Origin of the sequence: Pseudomonas sp. VS40 (assembly GCF_018587885.1) — a bacterium.
Taxonomy (GTDB): Bacteria; Pseudomonadota; Gammaproteobacteria; order Pseudomonadales; family Pseudomonadaceae; genus Aquipseudomonas; species Aquipseudomonas pergaminensis.
Genome location: NZ_JAGYWD010000002.1, coordinates 350252 through 368495, shown reverse-complemented (window position 1 = coordinate 368495; position 18244 = coordinate 350252). Strand labels below are relative to the sequence as shown.

General features: G+C 61.4%; 16 protein-coding genes. 13 read left to right on the top strand and 3 right to left on the bottom strand.

Annotated features, from left to right (window positions below):
* Positions 1–5: 5 nt before the first annotated feature.
* Positions 6–503: a type VI secretion system contractile sheath small subunit gene (gene tssB, locus KHP07_RS06785; RefSeq protein ID WP_078048791.1), complete on the bottom strand. Its 498-nt coding sequence runs from the start codon at positions 501–503 to the stop codon at positions 6–8.
* A 32-nt stretch (positions 504–535) separates the two neighbouring features.
* Entirely contained in the window at positions 536–2089 is a 1554-nt protein-coding gene (gene tssA, locus KHP07_RS06780; protein WP_214496840.1) for a type VI secretion system protein TssA, read from the bottom strand.
* 443 nt (positions 2090–2532) lie between these two features.
* Here tssA and KHP07_RS06775 point away from each other — a divergent pair, with 443 nt between their 5' ends.
* Positions 2533–3048, top strand: a complete 516-nt coding sequence (locus KHP07_RS06775; RefSeq protein ID WP_078048793.1) for an Hcp family type VI secretion system effector — start codon at positions 2533–2535, stop codon at positions 3046–3048.
* A gap of 52 nt (positions 3049–3100) precedes the next feature.
* Here KHP07_RS06775 and KHP07_RS06770 read toward each other — a convergent pair whose 3' ends face one another.
* Positions 3101–3922, bottom strand: a complete 822-nt coding sequence (locus KHP07_RS06770) for an aldo/keto reductase (protein ID WP_214496839.1) — start codon at positions 3920–3922, stop codon at positions 3101–3103.
* Between the two features lie 106 nt (positions 3923–4028).
* On the opposite strand from KHP07_RS06770, the gene KHP07_RS06765 reads away from it, so the two are divergent.
* The 12 genes from KHP07_RS06765 (at position 4029) to KHP07_RS06710 (ending at position 18114) form a co-directional block, all read left to right on the top strand.
* Positions 4029–4523, top strand: coding sequence for a DUF1543 domain-containing protein (locus tag KHP07_RS06765; protein ID WP_078048795.1), 495 nt, complete (start codon positions 4029–4031; stop codon positions 4521–4523).
* 97 nt (positions 4524–4620) lie between these two features.
* Positions 4621–5721 (top strand): polyamine ABC transporter substrate-binding protein, encoded by a 1101-nt coding sequence (locus KHP07_RS06760; protein ID WP_214496838.1) that lies wholly within the window; start codon positions 4621–4623, stop codon positions 5719–5721.
* Positions 5722–5746: 25 nt separating this feature from the next.
* Positions 5747–7165: an aminotransferase gene (locus KHP07_RS06755; RefSeq protein WP_078048797.1), complete on the top strand. Its 1419-nt coding sequence runs from the start codon at positions 5747–5749 to the stop codon at positions 7163–7165.
* A 65-nt stretch (positions 7166–7230) separates the two neighbouring features.
* Positions 7231–8079, top strand: a complete 849-nt coding sequence (locus KHP07_RS06750) for a response regulator transcription factor (RefSeq protein WP_214496837.1) — start codon at positions 7231–7233, stop codon at positions 8077–8079.
* A gap of 88 nt (positions 8080–8167) precedes the next feature.
* The gene (locus KHP07_RS06745; RefSeq protein ID WP_003174386.1) at positions 8168–8449 is read left to right on the top strand and encodes a peptidylprolyl isomerase; all 282 of its coding nucleotides are present in this window, start codon (positions 8168–8170) and stop codon (positions 8447–8449) included.
* 130 nt (positions 8450–8579) lie between these two features.
* On the top strand, positions 8580–10439 hold the full coding sequence (locus KHP07_RS06740; RefSeq protein WP_214496836.1) for an extracellular solute-binding protein: 1860 nt from the start codon (positions 8580–8582) through the stop codon (positions 10437–10439).
* Positions 10439–11500, top strand: a complete 1062-nt coding sequence (locus KHP07_RS06735) for a microcin C ABC transporter permease YejB (protein ID WP_034104519.1) — start codon at positions 10439–10441, stop codon at positions 11498–11500. Before KHP07_RS06740 ends, KHP07_RS06735 begins: the two co-directional genes overlap by 1 nt.
* The gene (locus KHP07_RS06730) at positions 11500–12522 is read left to right on the top strand and encodes an ABC transporter permease (RefSeq protein WP_214496835.1); all 1023 of its coding nucleotides are present in this window, start codon (positions 11500–11502) and stop codon (positions 12520–12522) included. Before KHP07_RS06735 ends, KHP07_RS06730 begins: the two co-directional genes overlap by 1 nt.
* A 10-nt stretch (positions 12523–12532) precedes the next feature.
* Entirely contained in the window at positions 12533–14104 is a 1572-nt protein-coding gene (locus tag KHP07_RS06725; protein ID WP_214496834.1) for an ABC transporter ATP-binding protein, read from the top strand.
* 141 nt (positions 14105–14245) lie between these two features.
* Entirely contained in the window at positions 14246–15655 is a 1410-nt protein-coding gene (locus KHP07_RS06720) for a sigma-54 interaction domain-containing protein (protein WP_214496833.1), read from the top strand.
* A gap of 286 nt (positions 15656–15941) precedes the next feature.
* Complete coding sequence (locus tag KHP07_RS06715; protein WP_099491666.1) at positions 15942–17333, top strand: GntP family permease; 1392 nt, start codon at positions 15942–15944, stop codon at positions 17331–17333.
* 7 nt (positions 17334–17340) lie between these two features.
* Positions 17341–18114, top strand: coding sequence for a 3-hydroxybutyrate dehydrogenase (locus KHP07_RS06710; protein WP_046034061.1), 774 nt, complete (start codon positions 17341–17343; stop codon positions 18112–18114).
* The last annotated feature ends 130 nt before the right edge of the window (positions 18115–18244 follow it).

The following is an 18244-nucleotide window of genomic DNA, read 5'->3' as shown; positions in this document are numbered from 1 at the left end:
GAATGTCAGGCGACAGGAGTGTCCAGCCCCAGCTCCGCCAGGACCCTGGCGCGGGAATCGTCATCTGCCAGGGCCTGTTCGATTGCCTTGCGAAAGCTCGGCGTGTTGCCCAAGGGCCCTTTGAGCGCCATCAGTGCTTCGCGCAGGGCCATCAGCTTGTGCAACTCGGGAACCTGCTCAACCAGGTTCGCCGGATTGAAATCCTTCATGGAATTAATGCGCAGCTGAATCGCCAGTTCCTCAACGTCCGCCTCTTCCTGCAGACGGTTGGGCACGTTCAGCGTCAGGCTCAATGCCTGCTTGGCCAGCACGTCATCGAGGGTGTTCTTGTCGATCGCGATGGGCTTGCGGTCTTCAAGCTTGCGGGCATCTTCACGCTGGGTGAAATCCCCCAGCACCAACAGTTTCAACGGCAGCTCAACGTCTTCCTGCGCCCCGCCGGTGGCGGGTTTGAAGGTGATGTTGATGCGTTCCTTGGGGGCTACCGAACCTTCTTTGGCCATGGTGTCTTTCCTTTTTCAAGTGGCTCGAAAGCCTATTCAAGTACCGCTTCCAGATCGAAGAGGCACAGCCTGCGATGGGTGTCTTCCTTGCGCTCGCGCACGGCGTGGTCTTGCGGCAGGAGGTCGCAGCAGCGGTACAGAAGCTGCATCACGTGAAGCGCCAGCTCCGGCTCCCAACGCTCCAGGCCGGTACGTTGCAGTTCGAGGTCCAGGTGTTCGAGCTGGATCTTCGCCAGCTCATGCTTGCCCGCGTTGATGCACAGGCGCGCCTGGGCCAACCGCCAATAAAAGCGTGCGCGATCACTGTGCGCGGCTTGCATGCCGGGTTTGAGAGCTTGAATAGCAGCCTTGAGCCCGTCTTTTCGAAGGCGAGGCGTGGCAGCCTGCAAGGCGAGCTCCCAGGGTTCGGTTTCGGCATCCACAACCACCGCGGGCGACTCAGGGTTTTGCAGGTGACGCGTCACCTGCAGCGTGATCCACTCGCGAGTGGCGGCGTCGGCAAACGGTACGCCGTCGTGAAAGCAAAACGCTGGCAAGTCCGGCAGGCGTTGCAACAACAGTGCAAACGTCACTTCCAGTTCGGTCTTGGCCTGCTCGGCTTGCAACGCGTCAAGGCATTGCCAGAGCAGGTGCAACCCATCGAACCAGAACATCGCACCCGCCAGGCTGGCCTCGAGTTCAAGCACCAGGTCGGCGTGATGCCCCTGGGTGAAAAGCGCCTGGTACCGCTTGAGCTTGTCTGGGGCGGGCCCACGCAGAGCGCTGACGCGTTCGTTGCTGGCGTCCGGGTAGCGGGTGAGTGCCAGCCACATCAATGTTCGATTCAGGCGCAATGCGCGTAGATCAGTGGCGTTCTGACGCAACCACCATGCACACAATGGACGGGCCTGTTCCTGCAAGGCGCGCAGTAACCGATGGGCGTCTTTTTCGCTGTCCACCACGGCCTCGGGCTTGAGCAGTTGGCTGGTGGCTTGCTTGACGTGGGCAATGACGCCGCTCAACCCTGGCGTAGGGGAATCGCCCTGCGCAGCACGCTCCAGGCGCTGGGCCAATTGCCTGCGAATCGGCAACAGCAACGGCGCGTCATCTCCCAGGTGCTCGGCCCACACCTCATCAAGACGCACCAAGTGCTCATGCACGGCGTGAAACAACGGCAGCTGGTTCTGGAGTGCCAGGCCTTGGGTAAACAGGGGTTCAAGGCGCAGGACCAACCATCCGAAGGCCGCCCCTCGGGTACGCAGTTTTTCGGGATAGACCTGCGGCCAATGATGGTCGCAGAGGTAGCGCAGCAACCCGAGCCCGGCCAGCAACCCCGGGTAGGACTCACGCTGGTGCAATGCCCAGGTGAGCCACACCGCCACCCTCAGGTCCTTGGACTGCTGGCGCAACACCCACTCGCCGGTCTCCAGCACTTTGTGCCAGTCAGGCTGACCGTTGCCATGCATCGATTGCGCCTTGGCCAGCTCATATTCCAGAACTTCATACTCACTCGAAAACCGCACGTCTTCGCCAGCAAAACGTGTTTGCATGCAAGGCGACCGTGCAAGTTCAAGGTAATGATCATAAAGTTTGTCTGAATAAGACATGCGGCATCCTGCGCAACTAACGAAACAAGCAGAGGCAACTACCCCCCTGTAAACTTCGCTGGCTTTCCTGCGAAGCTCACGAACCTTAGTCATGCCTAAAACATTCAGCAAGCAATGGAGCGTTACTTAATCTTTTTCCTACAAGACCCTTAATTTATCGAGTGCGCAGCATTTTGCGCACCCGCTCCTGCTACTCCTGTGAAAATTCGTTTATTTACAACACCAATAACATGAGCAAATAAATGCGCACTAACGCGCACCCTTTCACCTATAAATTCTAGTTTTATTGCCGCAACTAACTCACCATCACCCTCCCAACAACATCACACCCCTTATTTCATTGACCGGAACACTTTCAGGCACGCTTCTTGTTATAGGCAACTTACCCAGCCGACAAACGCTTCGGTTGGAACTACCTCATCAATCAGACAAGGAACTCCGTCATGCCAACACCCGCGTATCTCTCCGTTACCGGTGTAAAACAAGGTTTGATCACGGCAGGCACGTTTACCCAGGACTCGGTAGGCAACATTTACCAGGAAGGCCATGAGGACCAGATCCTGGTCCAGGGCTTCTCCCACCAGGTGATCATTCCGCGCGACCCACAATCGGGCCAGCCAACCGGCCAGAGGGTCCACAAGCCCTTGATGATCAGCAAAGTCTTCGATAAGTCCTCACCTTTGCTGTTCAGCGCATTGACCAGCGGCGAAGAGGTCAAGTGCCGGCTGGAATGGCTGCGCACTTCGTCAGCCGGCACCCAGGAGCACTACTTCACCATCGAACTGGAGGGTGCAACCATCGTGGACATCCAGTCACGCATGCCCAACTGCCAGGACCCGGACAACGCCCATTTCACCCACCTGGAGGATGTGTACTTCACTTATCGCAAGATCGTGTGGACCCATGAAGTGTCCGGCACTTCCGGGTCGGATGACTGGCGCAGCCCGGTAGCGGGTTAAGCCGGGCCTACCCAGGTGCGGCGCCAAGGACGGCGCCGCGCCTGACAGGCGACTAGACCATCGCTAGCGGGTGCTTGCGCTGGGGTGCACCAAACACGCGATCAATGGCGTCGAGGTCGTGCTCATCCAGCACCAGCTTGGCGGCGGCAGCGTTGAGTCGCACATGCTCGGGTGTGACGGCCTTCGGGATCGCGATGACGCCGTCCTGGCGCAGCACCCAGGCCAGGGAAACCTGGGCGGGTGTGACCTCGTGACGGCGGGCGATCTGCTTGAGGGTCGGGCTGGACAACAGTTCGCCGCCCTGGGCGATTGGGCAGTACGCCATCAAGGGCAAGTGGTGCTGTTTCCACCAGGGCAGCAGGTCGAACTCGATGCCGCGCTCTTCGATGTTGTAGAGCACCTGGTTGGTGGCGCAGGCCGGGGATGCGAGTTCCTGCAGGTCGGCGACATCGAAATTGGAGACGCCCCAACGTCCGATCTTGCCGGCCTCGCGCAGGCGCTCGAAGGCTTCGACGGTTTCTTCCAAGGGGTACTGGCCGCGCCAGTGCAGCAGGTACAGATCGATGTATTCCGTGCCCAGGCGTTGGAGACTGGCTTCACAGGCACGAGGCACACCTTTGTGGCTGGCGTTGTGCGGGTAGACCTTGCTCACCAGGAACACTTGGTCGCGGCGCCCACGAATGGCTTCGCCGACCACCGTTTCGGCACCGCCCTCACCGTACATTTCGGCCGTATCGATCAGGGTCATGCCCTCGTCGATGCCCAGTTGCAACGCCGCGACTTCGGCGCGGTGCTGGTCGGGGTTTTCGCCCATGCGCCAGGTTCCCTGGCCGATGACTGGGACGGGAACGCCCGCCAGATCAATGGTACGCATGACAACCTCCTGATGAGTTCGCGGATTAACAGTGTGGCATTGGCCGGACAAAAGGGTTCAATCGAAGTATGGTTAGCCTCTGCCAAGTCGCCAGGAAGAACCTGCAATGCTGTTTGTCGTCATGCTCGGGGGTAAGCACCCACGGGCGAAAATTGAAGTTCACGATGTGGTGTTTGCGGTGGCGGACACGCTGGAAGCGGCCTACCCGCAACTGCGCGCCGACTGGTTCGGCAGCCCAAAAGGCGTGCATATCGATTCGTGGATGGCGGTGGATGGCGTCGACGGCTGGAAAGTCGACATCAGCCCTCTGGCACCTGCCGCCGGCGCCCATCACCTGTACTTCATCAACCTTGGCGGTTACGAGGCCAACAGCTTTGGCGAAGCCCACCACTACCTGCTGGTGGTGGCGCGCAACAAACAGGAGGCCATGAGCAAGGGCAAGCAACAGATGCTGCGCCATTGGTCCCAGCCCCACACCGATGGCGTGCTGGATATCGACGACTGCCTGCCCATCGACCTGGTGGATGGTCGCTATGTCCACCTGGTGCAAGGCCCGCACCGACCGATCATCCAGCAGAACGACTATATCGTCCTGACCTGAACCCTACCCGAACGGGGTATGGCGCCTGCCCGCCACCTGCCTGACAGTGCAATCAGTCCCTCGGCCTGACAACACGCACAACTCAAGGTGGGTCCCCATGCGTAAAGCCCTTATCGTCCTGTTCAGCGTCGTATCGCTTGCTTGCTCCACCTTGAGCCAGGCCGCCGACGACCCAGGCAATACCTTGCGTATCTACAACTGGGCGGACTACATCGGCGACACCACCCTGGCCGACTTCGAGAAGGCCACGGGGATCAAGGTGATCTATGACACCTACGATTCCTACGAAACCGTACAGGGCAAACTGCTGTCCGGGCGCTCCGGCTATGACCTGGCCCTGCTCAACGCCTCCCTGGTGCCGCTGCTGATCAAGGGCAACGTCTTCCAACCCCTGGATAAGGCGCAGTTGCCAGACTGGCAAAACCTCGACCCCCTGGTGCTCAAAAGCCTGGAGGCCCACGACCCCGGCGTCACCTATTCCGCGCCCTACACCTGGGGCAGCAATGGCGTGACCTACAACGTCGACATGATCAAGGCGCGCATGCCGGACGCGCCCATCGGCTCCCTGGCGATGATCTTCGACCCAAAGGTGATTTCCCGTTTTGCCGATTGCGGCATCACCTTCATGGACTCGCCCACCGACATGATTCCCCTGGCCCTGACCTACCTCGGCCTGGACCCCAACAGCGTCGCGCCCAAGGACTTGAAGGCCGCCCAGGACGTGCTGATGGCCGTGCGGCCCTACATTCGCAAATTCGACTCCAGTGGGTTCATCAATGGCTTGGCCAATGGCGACCTGTGCCTGGCCACCACCTGGTCGGGCGACTACGCCACGTCCCAGGCTCGCACGACGGAGGCCGGGGCCAAGATCAAGCTGGATTACTTCATCCCCAAGGAGGGTTCGTTGATCTGGTTCGATAACTTCTACATTCCGGCCGACGCGCCCCATGTCGCCAATGCCCACAGGTTTATCGAATTCCTCCTGCAACCCCGGACCATGGCGGGCGTCAGCAACACCATCCATTACGCCAACAGCAACCTGGCATCCAAACCGCTGGTCAACGCCGATGTCCGCGACAACCCCGCGATCTACCCGGACCCAGTGACGATGCAGCGGCTGTTCACCCAGAAAAGCCAGCCACCGGCCGCCGTGCGCCTGATCACCCGTACCTGGAATGCCGTCAAGACCGGCAAGTGACCCCCAGCCATTGAAGGTAAATGCCATGACCCTGCCAAATCCTGCTTTCTTCGCCCAGTTCGACCACGACGCGCTGGACACTGCCGACAAAGCCCACTACATGCACGGTTTCCATATGTTCGACGAACACCGAGAACAGGGTTCGTTGAACATCGCCATGGGCGATGGCGCCTACATCTACGACACCCACGGTAACCGCTACTTGGACGCTGTCGGCGGCATGTGGTGTACGAATATCGGCCTGGGCCGTGAAGAAATGGCCGAGGCGATCGCCAACCAGGTGCGCCAACTGGCGTACTCCAACCCCTTCTGCGACATGGCCAACGTCACCGCCATCGAACTCTGTGCCAAGCTCGCCAGCCTGGCACCTGGCGATCTGGACCACGTGTTCCTCACCACGGGCGGCTCAACGGCGGTCGATACGGCTTACCGCCTGGTGCAGTTCTATCAGAACAGTCGCGGCAAGCCGACCAAGAAGCACATCATCTCGCGCTTCAGTGCCTACCACGGCAGCACGTTCCTGACGATGTCCATCGGCAACAAGGCTGCCGACCGCGCACCGGAATTCGATTTCATGAGCGATTTGTTCCACCACATCTCCTGCCCCAACTACTACCGGGCGCCAGAGGGGATGAGCGAGGCGGACTTCCTCGATTTCCTGGTGAACGAGTTCGAAGACAAGGTGCTCACCCTCGGCGCGGACAACGTGGCGGCGTTTTTTGCAGAGCCGATCATGGGGTCGGGCGGCGTGATCATCCCGCCCAAGGGTTACCACCGGCGCATGTGGGAAATCTGCCAGCGCCACGACGTACTGTATGTCGCTGATGAAGTGGTGACGTCGTTCGGGCGTCTCGGTGCGTTCTTTGCCTCCGAAGAGGTGTTTGGCATGCAGCCCGATATCATCACCACCGCCAAGGGCCTGACTTCCGGCTACCTGCCCCTGGGGGCGTGCATTTTCTCGGACCGCATCTGGCAAGTCATCGGCGAACCGGGCAAGGGTCGCTGCTTCACCCACGGGTTTACTTACAGCGGCCATCCGGTGAGCTGCGTGGCGGCGCTTAAAAATATCGAGATCATCGAACGGGAGCACCTGCTGGCGCATGTCGAGGATGTCGGCGTGTACCTGGAACAGCGCCTCAAAACCCTGGCCGACCTGCCACTGGTAGGCGATATCCGCTGCCAGCGCTTGATGGCCTGCATCGAGTTCGTCGCCGACAAACGCACCAAGGCGCTACTGCCAGACGCCGTCAACATCGGCGAGAAAATCCACCTGCGCGCCCAGGCCAAGGGTTTGCTGGTGCGCCCCATCGGGCATCTGAACGTGATGTCACCGCCCTTGATCATCACCCACGCCCAGGTCGATGAAGTGGTGGAAACCTTGCGCGAATGCATCCTCGACACAGCGGCAGAGCTGCGCGAGAGCGGCGAGTACCAGGGCCGATGACCGCCAGCGCCGAGCCTGTCTCGGCGTGGTGGCCTGGGCACAGGCAGCCGGGTAGACTGGCCGTCATGACGACCGCCAGCCCTGCCCCCACCCTGCAGCAACTGGAAGCCTGGCACCACGCCCTGGGCCAGGCGCTTATTCATGTGGACGAGGCGTCGTTCCTCGAACACCTGGCCACTGCCCTCTGCACCCTCACCCCCATCGAATCGATGATGATCAGCCTGGAACGCCAGGGCCTGCCTCCGCACCTGCTGTACCAACAGGGCATTCCCCGGGCCTACCAGGATGAAATCATCCACCGCTACTTTTCCCGTGGCTACTTGCTCGACCCCTTCTGCCTCGCGGTGGACAAGGGCCTTGCCGAAGGTTTCTACCCCCTGGCCGAGATTGCCCCGGACGACTTCTTCAACAGCGAGTACTACAAGACCTACTACTTGCGCAGCGGCGGTGCCCAAGAGAGCTACTACATTGTCGACCTCTGCCCCCAGAGCAAGATTTCGCTGTGCATGTTCCAGGGCCTGAGCGCCGGCCAGTTCACCGGGCAACAGTTGGCCGTGCAGAAGGCCACCCAGGCCATGGTCCGCGAATTGCTGCGGCGTTTCGGTACCACGGGCGGCCTGGCCAAGGTAATCAGCGACGACGCCTTCACCCAGACCCAGGCGCATCAGCAGATAGAAGCGGCGTTCATGGGGTTCGGCAGCGGCGTGCTCACGGTGCGTGAGCGGGAAATCGCGCACTTGATCCTGCGCGGGCATTCGGTGAAATCCACCGCCCAGGTCCTGGGTATTTCACCGGAAACCGTGCGCATGCACCGCAAGAACCTGTACACCAAACTGGCGATCAGTTCCCAGGCCGAGCTGTTTGCGCTGTTTATCGAATGGTTTACCCGCAGCGGCGCCATGGCCCGCGCCTGAGCCACTCGAGTCATCCGGCGGAACTTTGCCAGGAAATAACCGACTGAATCCGGTAGGCTCACCTTTTTTATTCAAGGAGTTACTTCCCATGGCCAAAGCCACCGCCCGTCACATCCTCGTTTCCACTGAAGACAAGTGCAACGAACTCAAGGCCCAAATCGAAGGCGGCGCCGATTTCGCAGAAGTCGCCAAAGCCAACTCCAGCTGCCCATCCAGCCGCCAAGGCGGTGACCTGGGTTCGTTCGGTCCAGGCCAGATGGTCAAGGAATTCGACACCGTCGTGTTCAGCGCGCCGGTCAACACCGTGCAAGGCCCGGTGAAAACCCAGTTCGGCTACCACCTGCTGGAAGTCACTAGCCGCCAGGACTGATCCAGTCTGTGCTGATGCTATAAACAACGGCCCGCCTTTTGGTGGGCCGTTGTGCATGTGATGACTGGCGACGCTGATGCCGTTAGCGTACAAATCCATTTTCTTCTTCATACGGCGTTCAAGGCTGACAATGCGATTGGCTTTTTCCTACATGCTGAGCTCGACCCTGGCCCTGCTGCTGGCCAGTTCCGCCGTGATCGCGGCGCCCCAACCCTACCTGACGGTGTACGGCGAACCGGCCAAGTACCCCGCCGGCTTTACCCATTTCGACTACGCCAACCCCAACGCCCCCAAGGGCGGTAGCCTGCGCCGCTCGGCCATCGAGATCGGGCGCTTCGACCATGTGCTGCCGTATATCGACAAAGGCATCGGTGTGTCCCAGGTCGACGGTTGGCTCTACGCCCCTCTGGCCCAGCGTTCCCTCGACGAGCCCTACACGGTCTACGGCCTGGTCGCCGAGAAAATGGAGCGCGCCGACGATGGCTTGTCGCTGCGTTTTTACCTCAACCCCAAGGCACGCTTCGCCGACGGCAAGCCGATCACCGCCGAAGACGTGCGCTACAGCTTCGACCTGCTGATGACCCAGGGCAGCCTGCGCTTTCGTACCCTGTTCGCCGACGTCAAGCACGTCGAAGTCGAGGGCGAGCGCCAGGTGCGCTTCGACTTCTCCAGCAACGAAAACCGAACCCTGCCTCTGGATATCGCGACCCTGCCGGTGTTCCCGGAGCACTGGTGGAAAACCCGCGACTTCGCCAACGGCGGCGGCTATGAAGCCCCGCTGGGCAGCGGCCCGTATACCGTCAGCAAGATCGACTCCGGCAGCACCATCACCTTTACCCGTGACCCGAACTGGTGGGGCAAGGACTTGCCCGTCAGCCGTGGCCTGTACAACTTCGATCACCTGAGCCTGGAGTATTTCGGCGACACCGAAGTGGCCCGCCAGGTATTGCGTGGCGGCGCCTACGATTTCAACCGCGAATTTTCCGCCACCGGTTATTCCATCGGCTACAACGGCCCGGCCCTGGATGACGGTCGCCTGCAACGCGCACACCTGGCCAAGGAGATGCCGCAACCGGCCCAGGGCTATGTGTTCAACGTGCAAAAACCGATATTCAAGGACCGCCGCGTGCGCCAGGCCCTGGCGATGCTGTGGGACTTCGAATGGGCCAACCGGCAGATGATGCGCAACATGTACATCCGCCAGCAGAGCTTCTTCTCCAACAGCCCGCTGGCGGCCAGCCAGCCGCCGACCCCAGAAGAACTGGCGATTCTTGAACCCTTGCGCGGCCAGGTGCCGGACGAGGTGTTCACCCAGGTATTCAAGGCGCCGGTCACCGACGGCAGCGGCATGATCCGCGACAAGCAATTGCAGGCCCTGGCCTTGCTGGAGGAAGCCGGCTGGAAACCGGACGGCGACAAACTGGTGAACGCCGAGGGCGAGCCGCTGGAATTTACCTTCCTCAACGCCCAAAGCGGCCTGGAACGCCTGTTGCTGCCGTACAAACGCAACCTGGCGCAGATCGGCATCACCCTGAATATCCGCCGCATTGACTCCTCCCAGTATGTGAACCGGGTGATGGCACGGGACTACGACATGATCGTCACCGGCTTTCCGGTCACCACATCGCCGGGCATGGAGCTGTACAACTATTTCGGCTCGGCCGCCGCTTTTGACCCCGGTGCCAACAACTACATGGTGCTCAAGGACCCGGCCGTCGACAGCCTGATCAAGGGCCTGGTCAAGGCCGATACCCAAGCGCAGATGCTCACCTACGCCCACGCGCTGGACCGCGTGCTGCAATGGAACTACCTGTGGATCCCCAACTACTACCCGCCCGGCACGTCCGCCGCGTGGTGGAACCGCTTCGGCCGCCCGGCCATCGAGGCGAAAAACGACGAAGCCCTGGAAACCTGGTGGGAAATCAGCCCCACGCCACTGACCAACGAGCAAATGAACGCTGAACTGAAAAAACGCGGAGGTGCGCGCTGATGTTCGCCTATATCGTGCGGCGCCTGCTGCTGATCATCCCGACGCTGGTGATCATCCTGCTGGTGAATTTCGTGATCGTGCAGGCCGCCCCTGGCGGCCCGGTGGAACAGGCCATCGCCCACCTGCAAGGGATCGGCGGCGGCGGTGTCGGCGGCTCGTCCGGCGAAGGCATCAGCGGCGGCTCTCGCGCCAGCCGTGGCCTGGACCCGAAGCTGATCGCCGACATCGAGAAACAGTACGGCTTCGACAAGCCCGCGCCGGAACGCCTGTGGCTGATGCTCAAGAGCTATGCCCAGCTGGACTTCGGCAACAGTTTCTTTCGCGGCAAGACCGTGATCGACCTGATCCTGGAAAAAATGCCGGTGACCATTTCCCTCGGCCTGTGGGCCACGCTGATCACCTACCTGGTGTCGATCCCCCTGGGGATTCGCAAGGCCGTGCGCCACGGCAGCAGCTTTGACGTGTGGAGCAGCACCGCGATTGTCATCGGCTATGCCATGCCGGCGTTCCTGTTCGCGATGTTCCTGATCGTGGTGTTTGCCGGTGGTACGTCGCTGAACTGGTTCCCGGTGCGCGGGTTGGTGTCGGAGAACTTCGATGAGCTGAGCACTGTGGGCAAGATCGCCGACTATTTCTGGCACCTGGTCTTGCCCGTGACCTCGTTGGTGATCGGCGGGTTCGCCACGCTGACCATCCTCACCAAAAACTCATTCCTCAATGAAATCACGCGCCAGTACGTGGTGACCGCGCGCGCCAAGGGCTTGAGCGAGCGGCGCGTGCTTTACGGGCATGTGTTCCGCAACGCGATGTTGCTGGTGATCTCCGGCATTCCCCAGGCGTTCATCGCCGTGTTCTTCGCCGGCTCCCTGTTGATCGAAGTGATCTTTTCCCTCGATGGCCTGGGGCGCATGAGCTACGAAGCTGCGGTGTCCCGCGATTATCCGGTGGTGTTCGGTTCGTTGTTCATCTTCACGTTGTTCGGCCTCTTGATAAAGCTCATCGGTGACCTCTGCTACACCCTGGTGGACCCGCGTATCGACTTCGCCGCGAGGAACGCCTGATGCTTAACCTGTCTCCCGTGGCACGCCGGCGTTTCGAACGGTTCAAGAAAAACCGGCGTGGCTGGTGGTCGCTGTGGCTGTTTATCGGCCTGTTTATCCTCACCCTCGGCGGTGAGTTGATCGCCAATGACAAGCCCCTTGTGCTGAGTTTCAAGAACGAGCTGTATTTCCCGGTGTTCAAGCGGTACACCGAGCAACAGTTTGGCGGCCAGTTACCCTTCCAGGCCGACTACCGCAGTGACTACGTGCAAAAGCTGATCAAGCAGGACGGCGGCTGGATGCTGTTTCCGCCGATCCCGTTCAGCGACGACACGCCCAACTACGAACTGACCCACCCTGCCCCCAGCCCGCCCTCGGCGGTGAACTGGCTGGGCACTGACGACCAATCACGGGATGTGTTGGCGCGGGTGATCTTTGGTGCGCGGGTGTCGATCCTGTTTGCCCTGGCGCTCACTGCGATCAGCGCCGCCATCGGGATTGCGGCCGGCGCATTGCAGGGCTATTACGGCGGCTGGGTGGATTTGATTGGCCAGCGCGTGCTGGAGGTGTGGTCCGGGCTGCCGGTGCTGTACCTGCTGATCATCCTGTCGGGTTTTGTCGAACCGAATTTCTGGTGGCTGCTGGGGATCATGGCGCTGTTTTCCTGGCTGGCCCTGGTGGACGTGGTGCGCGCCGAGTTCCTGCGCGGGCGCAACCTGGAATACGTCAAGGCTGCACGGGCCCTGGGCCTGGGCGACGGCAAGATCATCCGCCGGCATATCCTGCCCAACGCCATGACGGCCACCTTGAGCTACCTGCCGTTTATCCTGACCGGGGCGATTTCTACCCTGAGCGCCCTGGATTTCCTCGGCTTCGGCATGCCCGCCGGCAGCGCGTCCCTGGGTGAGCTGATCGCCCAGGGCAAGCAGAACCTGCAAGCGCCCTGGCTGGGCCTGACGGCGTTCTTCACACTGGCGCTGATCCTGTCGCTGTTGGTTTTTATCGGCGAGGCATTGCGTGATGCCTTCGACCCACGCTCATGAGTGCCCCCCTATGAACCTGATCGAAATCCGCGACCTCAGCGTCGCCTTCAGCGGCCAGACTGTGGTGCGCAACCTGTGCCTGGACGTGCGCCCCGGCGAGTGCCTGGCGCTGGTGGGTGAGTCGGGCTCGGGCAAGTCGGTGACGGCCCATTCGATCCTGCAATTGCTCCCGGAGGCCGGCACTGAAACCACCGGCTCCATCAAGTACCGTGGCCAGGAACTGGTCGGCGCCTCGGCTACCATCTTGCAGAAGCTGCGCGGCAACCGCATTGCCATGATCTTCCAAGAGCCGATGACCTCGCTCAACCCGCTGCACAGCATCGAAAAACAGATCGGCGAAACCCTGCTGCTGCACAAGGGCCTGGGTGGCAAGGCAGCCCAGGCGCGCATTCTGGAATTGCTTGACCTGGTGGGCATCCAGAAACCCCAGGAGCGGCTCAAGGCCTATCCTCATCAACTGTCCGGCGGGCAACGCCAGCGGGTGATGATCGCCATGGCCCTGGCCTGCGAGCCGGAACTGCTGATCGCCGACGAACCCACCACTGCGCTGGACGTGACCGTGCAGCGCAAGATCCTGCTGCTGCTCAAGTCCCTGCAACAACGCTTGGGCATGTCGCTGCTGCTGATCAGCCACGACCTCAACCTGGTGCGCAGCATCGCCCAGCGCGTGTGCGTGATGCGCGCCGGCGAGATTGTCGAGCAGGCCGACTGCCAGAGCCTGTTCAATGCGCCGCAACACCCGTATAGCCGCCTGCTGCTGGACGCCGAACCGGACGGTGATGCGCTGTGCAGTGACGAACGCGAAACCGTTTTGCAGGTGGACGACCTGACCGTGCAGTTCCCCCTCGGCGGCGGGTTGTTCCGGCGCAAGACCTACCTGCGTGCTGTAGACGGCATCAGCCTCAGCGTGCAACGCGGCAAGACCCTGGGGATTGTCGGCGAGTCCGGCTCGGGCAAATCCACCCTGGGCCAGGCGATCCTGCGGCTGCTGGACTCCACCGGCAGCATCCGCTTCCAGGGCGAAGCCCTCGACCCGCTGAATAACCAGCAGATGCGCCCATGGCGCAAGCAGATGCAGGTGGTGTTCCAGGACCCCTACGGCAGCCTCAGCCCACGCATGACCGTGGAGCAGATCATCAGCGAAGGCCTGGAGGTGCACGCGCCGTGCAGCCTGGCCGACCGCGATGCGCAGGTGATCCAGGTGCTCAAGGACGTGGGCCTCGACCCCGCCAGCCGGCACCGTTACCCCCATGAGTTTTCCGGTGGCCAGCGCCAACGCATCGCCATCGCCCGCGCGCTGGTGCTCAAGCCGGCGCTGATGCTGCTCGATGAGCCGACCTCGGCCCTTGACCGCACCGTACAGAAACAAGTGGTGGCGTTGCTGCGCGAGCTGCAAGACAAGTACGGCCTGACTTACCTGTTTATCAGCCATGACCTGGCCGTGGTGCGCGCCATGGCCCATGACATGATCGTGATCAAGGACGGCCAGGTGGTGGAGCGCGGCGCCAGCCATAAAGTGTTCGATGCACCGCAACATCCGTACACCAAAGAGCTGCTGGCAGCGGCGCATATTCCCTTGTAAACACGCCCTCTGTGGGAGCGGGCTTGCTCGCGAAAGCGGTGTATCAGTGCCGGATATGCTTGCTGACACGCCGCCTTCGCGAGCAAGCCCGCTCCCACAAGAATCGCGATTCCATGTCCAATTTGTGTTGGTAGCCTAAACATGAACATCACCGATAACCTCAAGGACTATCAGCAGGTGCGTGGCCTGGCCATCCAGTCGCTGTTCGAGATCATCGAACAGTCCAGCGAAGGCACGGTGATTGTCGACCGCGACGCCAATATCGTGTGGATGAACGAGCGCTACGCCAAGCGTTTCGGCCTCAAGAGCGCCGACGAGGCCATCGGCCAGCCGTGTGAACAGGTGATTTCCAACAGCCTGTTGCGCCAGGTGGTGCGCAATGACCAGCCGATCCTGCTGGATATCCAGGACACGCCCAAGGGCCCGCTGGTGGTGATGCGCCTGCCGATCCACAACGAGGCGGGCGCGGTGATCGGGGCGATCGGGTTTGCGCTGTTTGATGAGTTGCGCAACCTGTCACCGCTGATCGAGCGCTACCTGAGCATGCAGCAGGAATTGGCTTCCACGCGCTCGCTGCTGCGCTCACGCCAGAGCAAGTACAACTTTGCGCATTTCATCGGCACCAGCGCCGCCAGCCTCGAAGTGAAACGCCGGGCGCGGCGCAGCGCGAGTGCCGAGTCGCCGGTGCTGCTGCTGGGCGAGACCGGCACCGGCAAGGAGTTGCTCGCCCAGGCGATTCACGGTGCTTCCACCCGGGCGCACAAGGCCTTTGTCAGCATCAACAGTGCCGCCATTCCGGCTGACCTGCTCGAAGCCGAGTTCTTCGGCACCGCACCGGGTGCGTTTACCGGCGCCGACCGCAAGGGCCGTCCGGGCAAGTTCCAGATTGCCCAGGGCGGCACCTTGTTCCTCGATGAAATCGGCGACATGCCCCTGCCGCTGCAAAGCAAATTGCTGAGGGTGTTGCAGGAGAAGGAATTCGAGCCGGTCGGCTCCAACGAGATGCTGCACAGCGATGTGCGGGTGATCGCCGCCACGTCCATGGACCTGGAAGCGGCGATCAAGCGCGGCGAATTCCGTGCCGACCTGTATTACCGGCTCAACGTGTTGCCGATCCAAGTGCCACCGCTGCGGGAGCGACTGGACGATATTCCGGCATTGAGCGAGGCGATCCTGGAAGAACTGCGCAGCCAGCACGAACTGGACCGTGAAGCCTTGGCGCTGCTGGCGCAGCATGCGTGGCCAGGGAATATCCGTGAGTTGCGCAATGTGCTGGAGCGGGCGGCGCTGCTCAGTGATGACCTGGTGTTGAATGCCCCGGCCATCCGCGCAGCCATCGGCACCTTTACGCCGGTGGAACGTGGCAGCGCGGTGGCGGCAGTCGAGGGAGAAAGCTTCAGCGCAGCGCGGGAGCGGTTTGATCGGCAGGTGATCGGCGCGGCGTTGCGGGCCTGTGAGGGGAATGTGGTGGAGGCGGCCAAGCGATTGGGGCTCGGGCGGTCGACGTTGTACAAGAAAATGGTGGCGTTGGGTCTCGCTCAGTCTCACTAAAGAGACAACAATCTCAATATGAAGATAATCTGCTGTGGGAGCTGGCTTGCCTGCGATAGCGTTGGTTCAGCTGGACAATTGTTGACTGACACACCGCTATCGCAGGCAAGCCAGCTCCCACATTTGATCCCTATCCGTCTCAAAATAGAGACAACAGTCAAGAATGCCGCTACAAATTTATAGAAATTTTATGAATATCAATAAGTTATGAATTTGGCACATATCTCGCTATAGCCCTCCTCCAAAGCCTCACCCCACAAAAATAACAATCCGATGGAGACACACCATGAGTGTGATCATTGCCCTGGCAGCCCTGGCGCTGCTGATGCTGGCTGCCTACCGTGGCTATAGCGTTATCCTGTTTGCCCCCATCGCCGCCCTCGGCGCTGTCTTGCTCACCGACCCGTCCGCCGTCGCCCCTGCCTTTACCGGGGTGTTCATGGAGAAAATGGTCGGCTTTATCAAGCTGTATTTCCCGGTGTTCCTGCTTGGCGCGGTGTTCGGCAAGCTGATCGAGCTGTCGGGTTTTTCGCGCTCGATCGTGGCGGCGGCTATTCGCTTGCTCGGCACCCGCCAGGCGATGCTGGTGATCGTGCTGGTCTGCGCCCTGCTCACCTATGGCGGCGTGTCACTGTTCGTGGTGGTGTTTGCGGTGTACCCGTTCGCAGCGGAGATGTTCCGCCAGAGCAATATCCCCAAGCGCTTGATCCCGGCCACCATCGCCCTGGGTGCGTTCTCGTTCACCATGGACGCCTTGCCCGGCACGCCGCAGATCCAGAACATCATCCCCAGCACCTTTTTCAACACTACCGCCTGGGCGGCGCCGTGGCTGGGCCTGATCGGTACGATCTTTGTGTTTTGCACCGGCATGCTTTACCTGGCGCGCCAGCGCAACAAGGCCCAGCGTGCCGGTGAAGGCTATGGCACCGAGTTGCGCAACGAGCCGGAGACCGCCGAGAACCTCACCCTGCCCAACCCCTGGATCGCGCTGTCGCCGCTGATCCTGGTGGGCGTGATGAACCTGTTGTTCACCCACTGGATCCCGCAGTGGTACGGCAAGACCCACAGCCTCAGCCTGCCAGGCATGAGCGCCCCGGTGACCACTGAAATCGCCAAGCTCACCGCGATCTGGGCGGTGCAGGCCGCGTTGCTGGTGGGGATCATTGTGGTGCTGGTGTTCGGCTTTTCGGCGATCAAAAGCAAGCTCGCCGAAGGCAGCAAGAGCGCGGTCAGCGGTGCGTTGCTGGCGGCGATGAACACCGCATCGGAATACGGCTTTGGTGCGGTGATCGCCTCGCTGCCGGGCTTTCTGGTGTTGGCGGACTGGCTCAAGGGCATCCCCAACCCGCTGGTCAACGAAGCGATCACCGTGACCCTGCTGGCCGGTATCACCGGTTCTGCGTCTGGCGGCATGAGCATCGCCCTGGCGGCAATGTCCGAGAGCTTTATTTCGGCAGCCCATGCGGCCAATATCCCCCTTGAAGTGCTGCACCGCGTCGCGGCCATGGCCAGCGGCGGCATGGACACCCTGCCCCACAACGGCGCGGTGATCACGCTGCTGGCGGTCACCGGCCTGACCCACCGCGAAGCCTACAAGGATATTTTCGGCATCACGATCATCAAGACCCTCGCGGTGTTCGTGGTGATCGGTACTTTCTACGCCACCGGCATTGTGTGAGGTTTTCATGACGACATTGAACGGCAAGACCGCCCTGGTCACCGGCTCCACCAGCGGCATCGGCCTAGGCATCGCGTTGAGCTTGGCCAAGGCTGGCGCCAACCTGATCCTCAACGGCTTCGGCGACGCCAGCGCGGTGATCGCCCAGGTGCAGGCGTTCGGCGGCAAGGTCGGCCACCACCCGGCCGACGTCAGCGACCCGGCGCAGATCGCCGACATGATCGCCTACGCCGAGCGCGAATTCGGCGGCGTGGACATCCTCGTCAACAACGCCGGCATCCAGCACGTGGCGGCGGTGGAAGACTTCCCGGCGGAGCGCTGGGACTCGATCATTGCGATCAACCTGTCGTCGGTGTTCCACAGCACACGCTTGAGCTTGCCGGGCATGAAAGCCAAGGGCTGGGGGCGTATCGTCAATATCGCCTCGGTGCATGGCCAGGTCGGTTCGGTGGGCAAGGCAGCGTACGTGGCGGCCAAGCACGGCGTGATTGGTTTGACCAAGGTCGTCGGACTGGAGACCGCCACCAGCAACGTCACCTGTAACGCTATCTGCCCCGGCTGGGTACTGACGCCGCTGGTGCAGAAGCAGATCGATGATCGCGCGGCCAACGGCGTGGACCCGCAGCAGGCGCAGCATGACTTGCTGGCGGAGAAGCAACCGTCGCTGGAATTTGTCACCCCGCCGCAATTGGGCGAACTGGTGTTGTTCTTGTGCAGCGAAGCCGGCAGCCAGGTGCGCGGCGCCGCATGGAATATCGACGGCGGCTGGCTGGCCCAGTAACACCAGAGACTGGCGTTCAAAATGTGGGAGGGGGCTTGCCCCCGATAGGGCTGGGTCAGTCACCCCATGTATCAACTGATACTCCCGCATCGGGGGCAAGCCCCCTCCCTCATTTGAACGGTATTGTGTG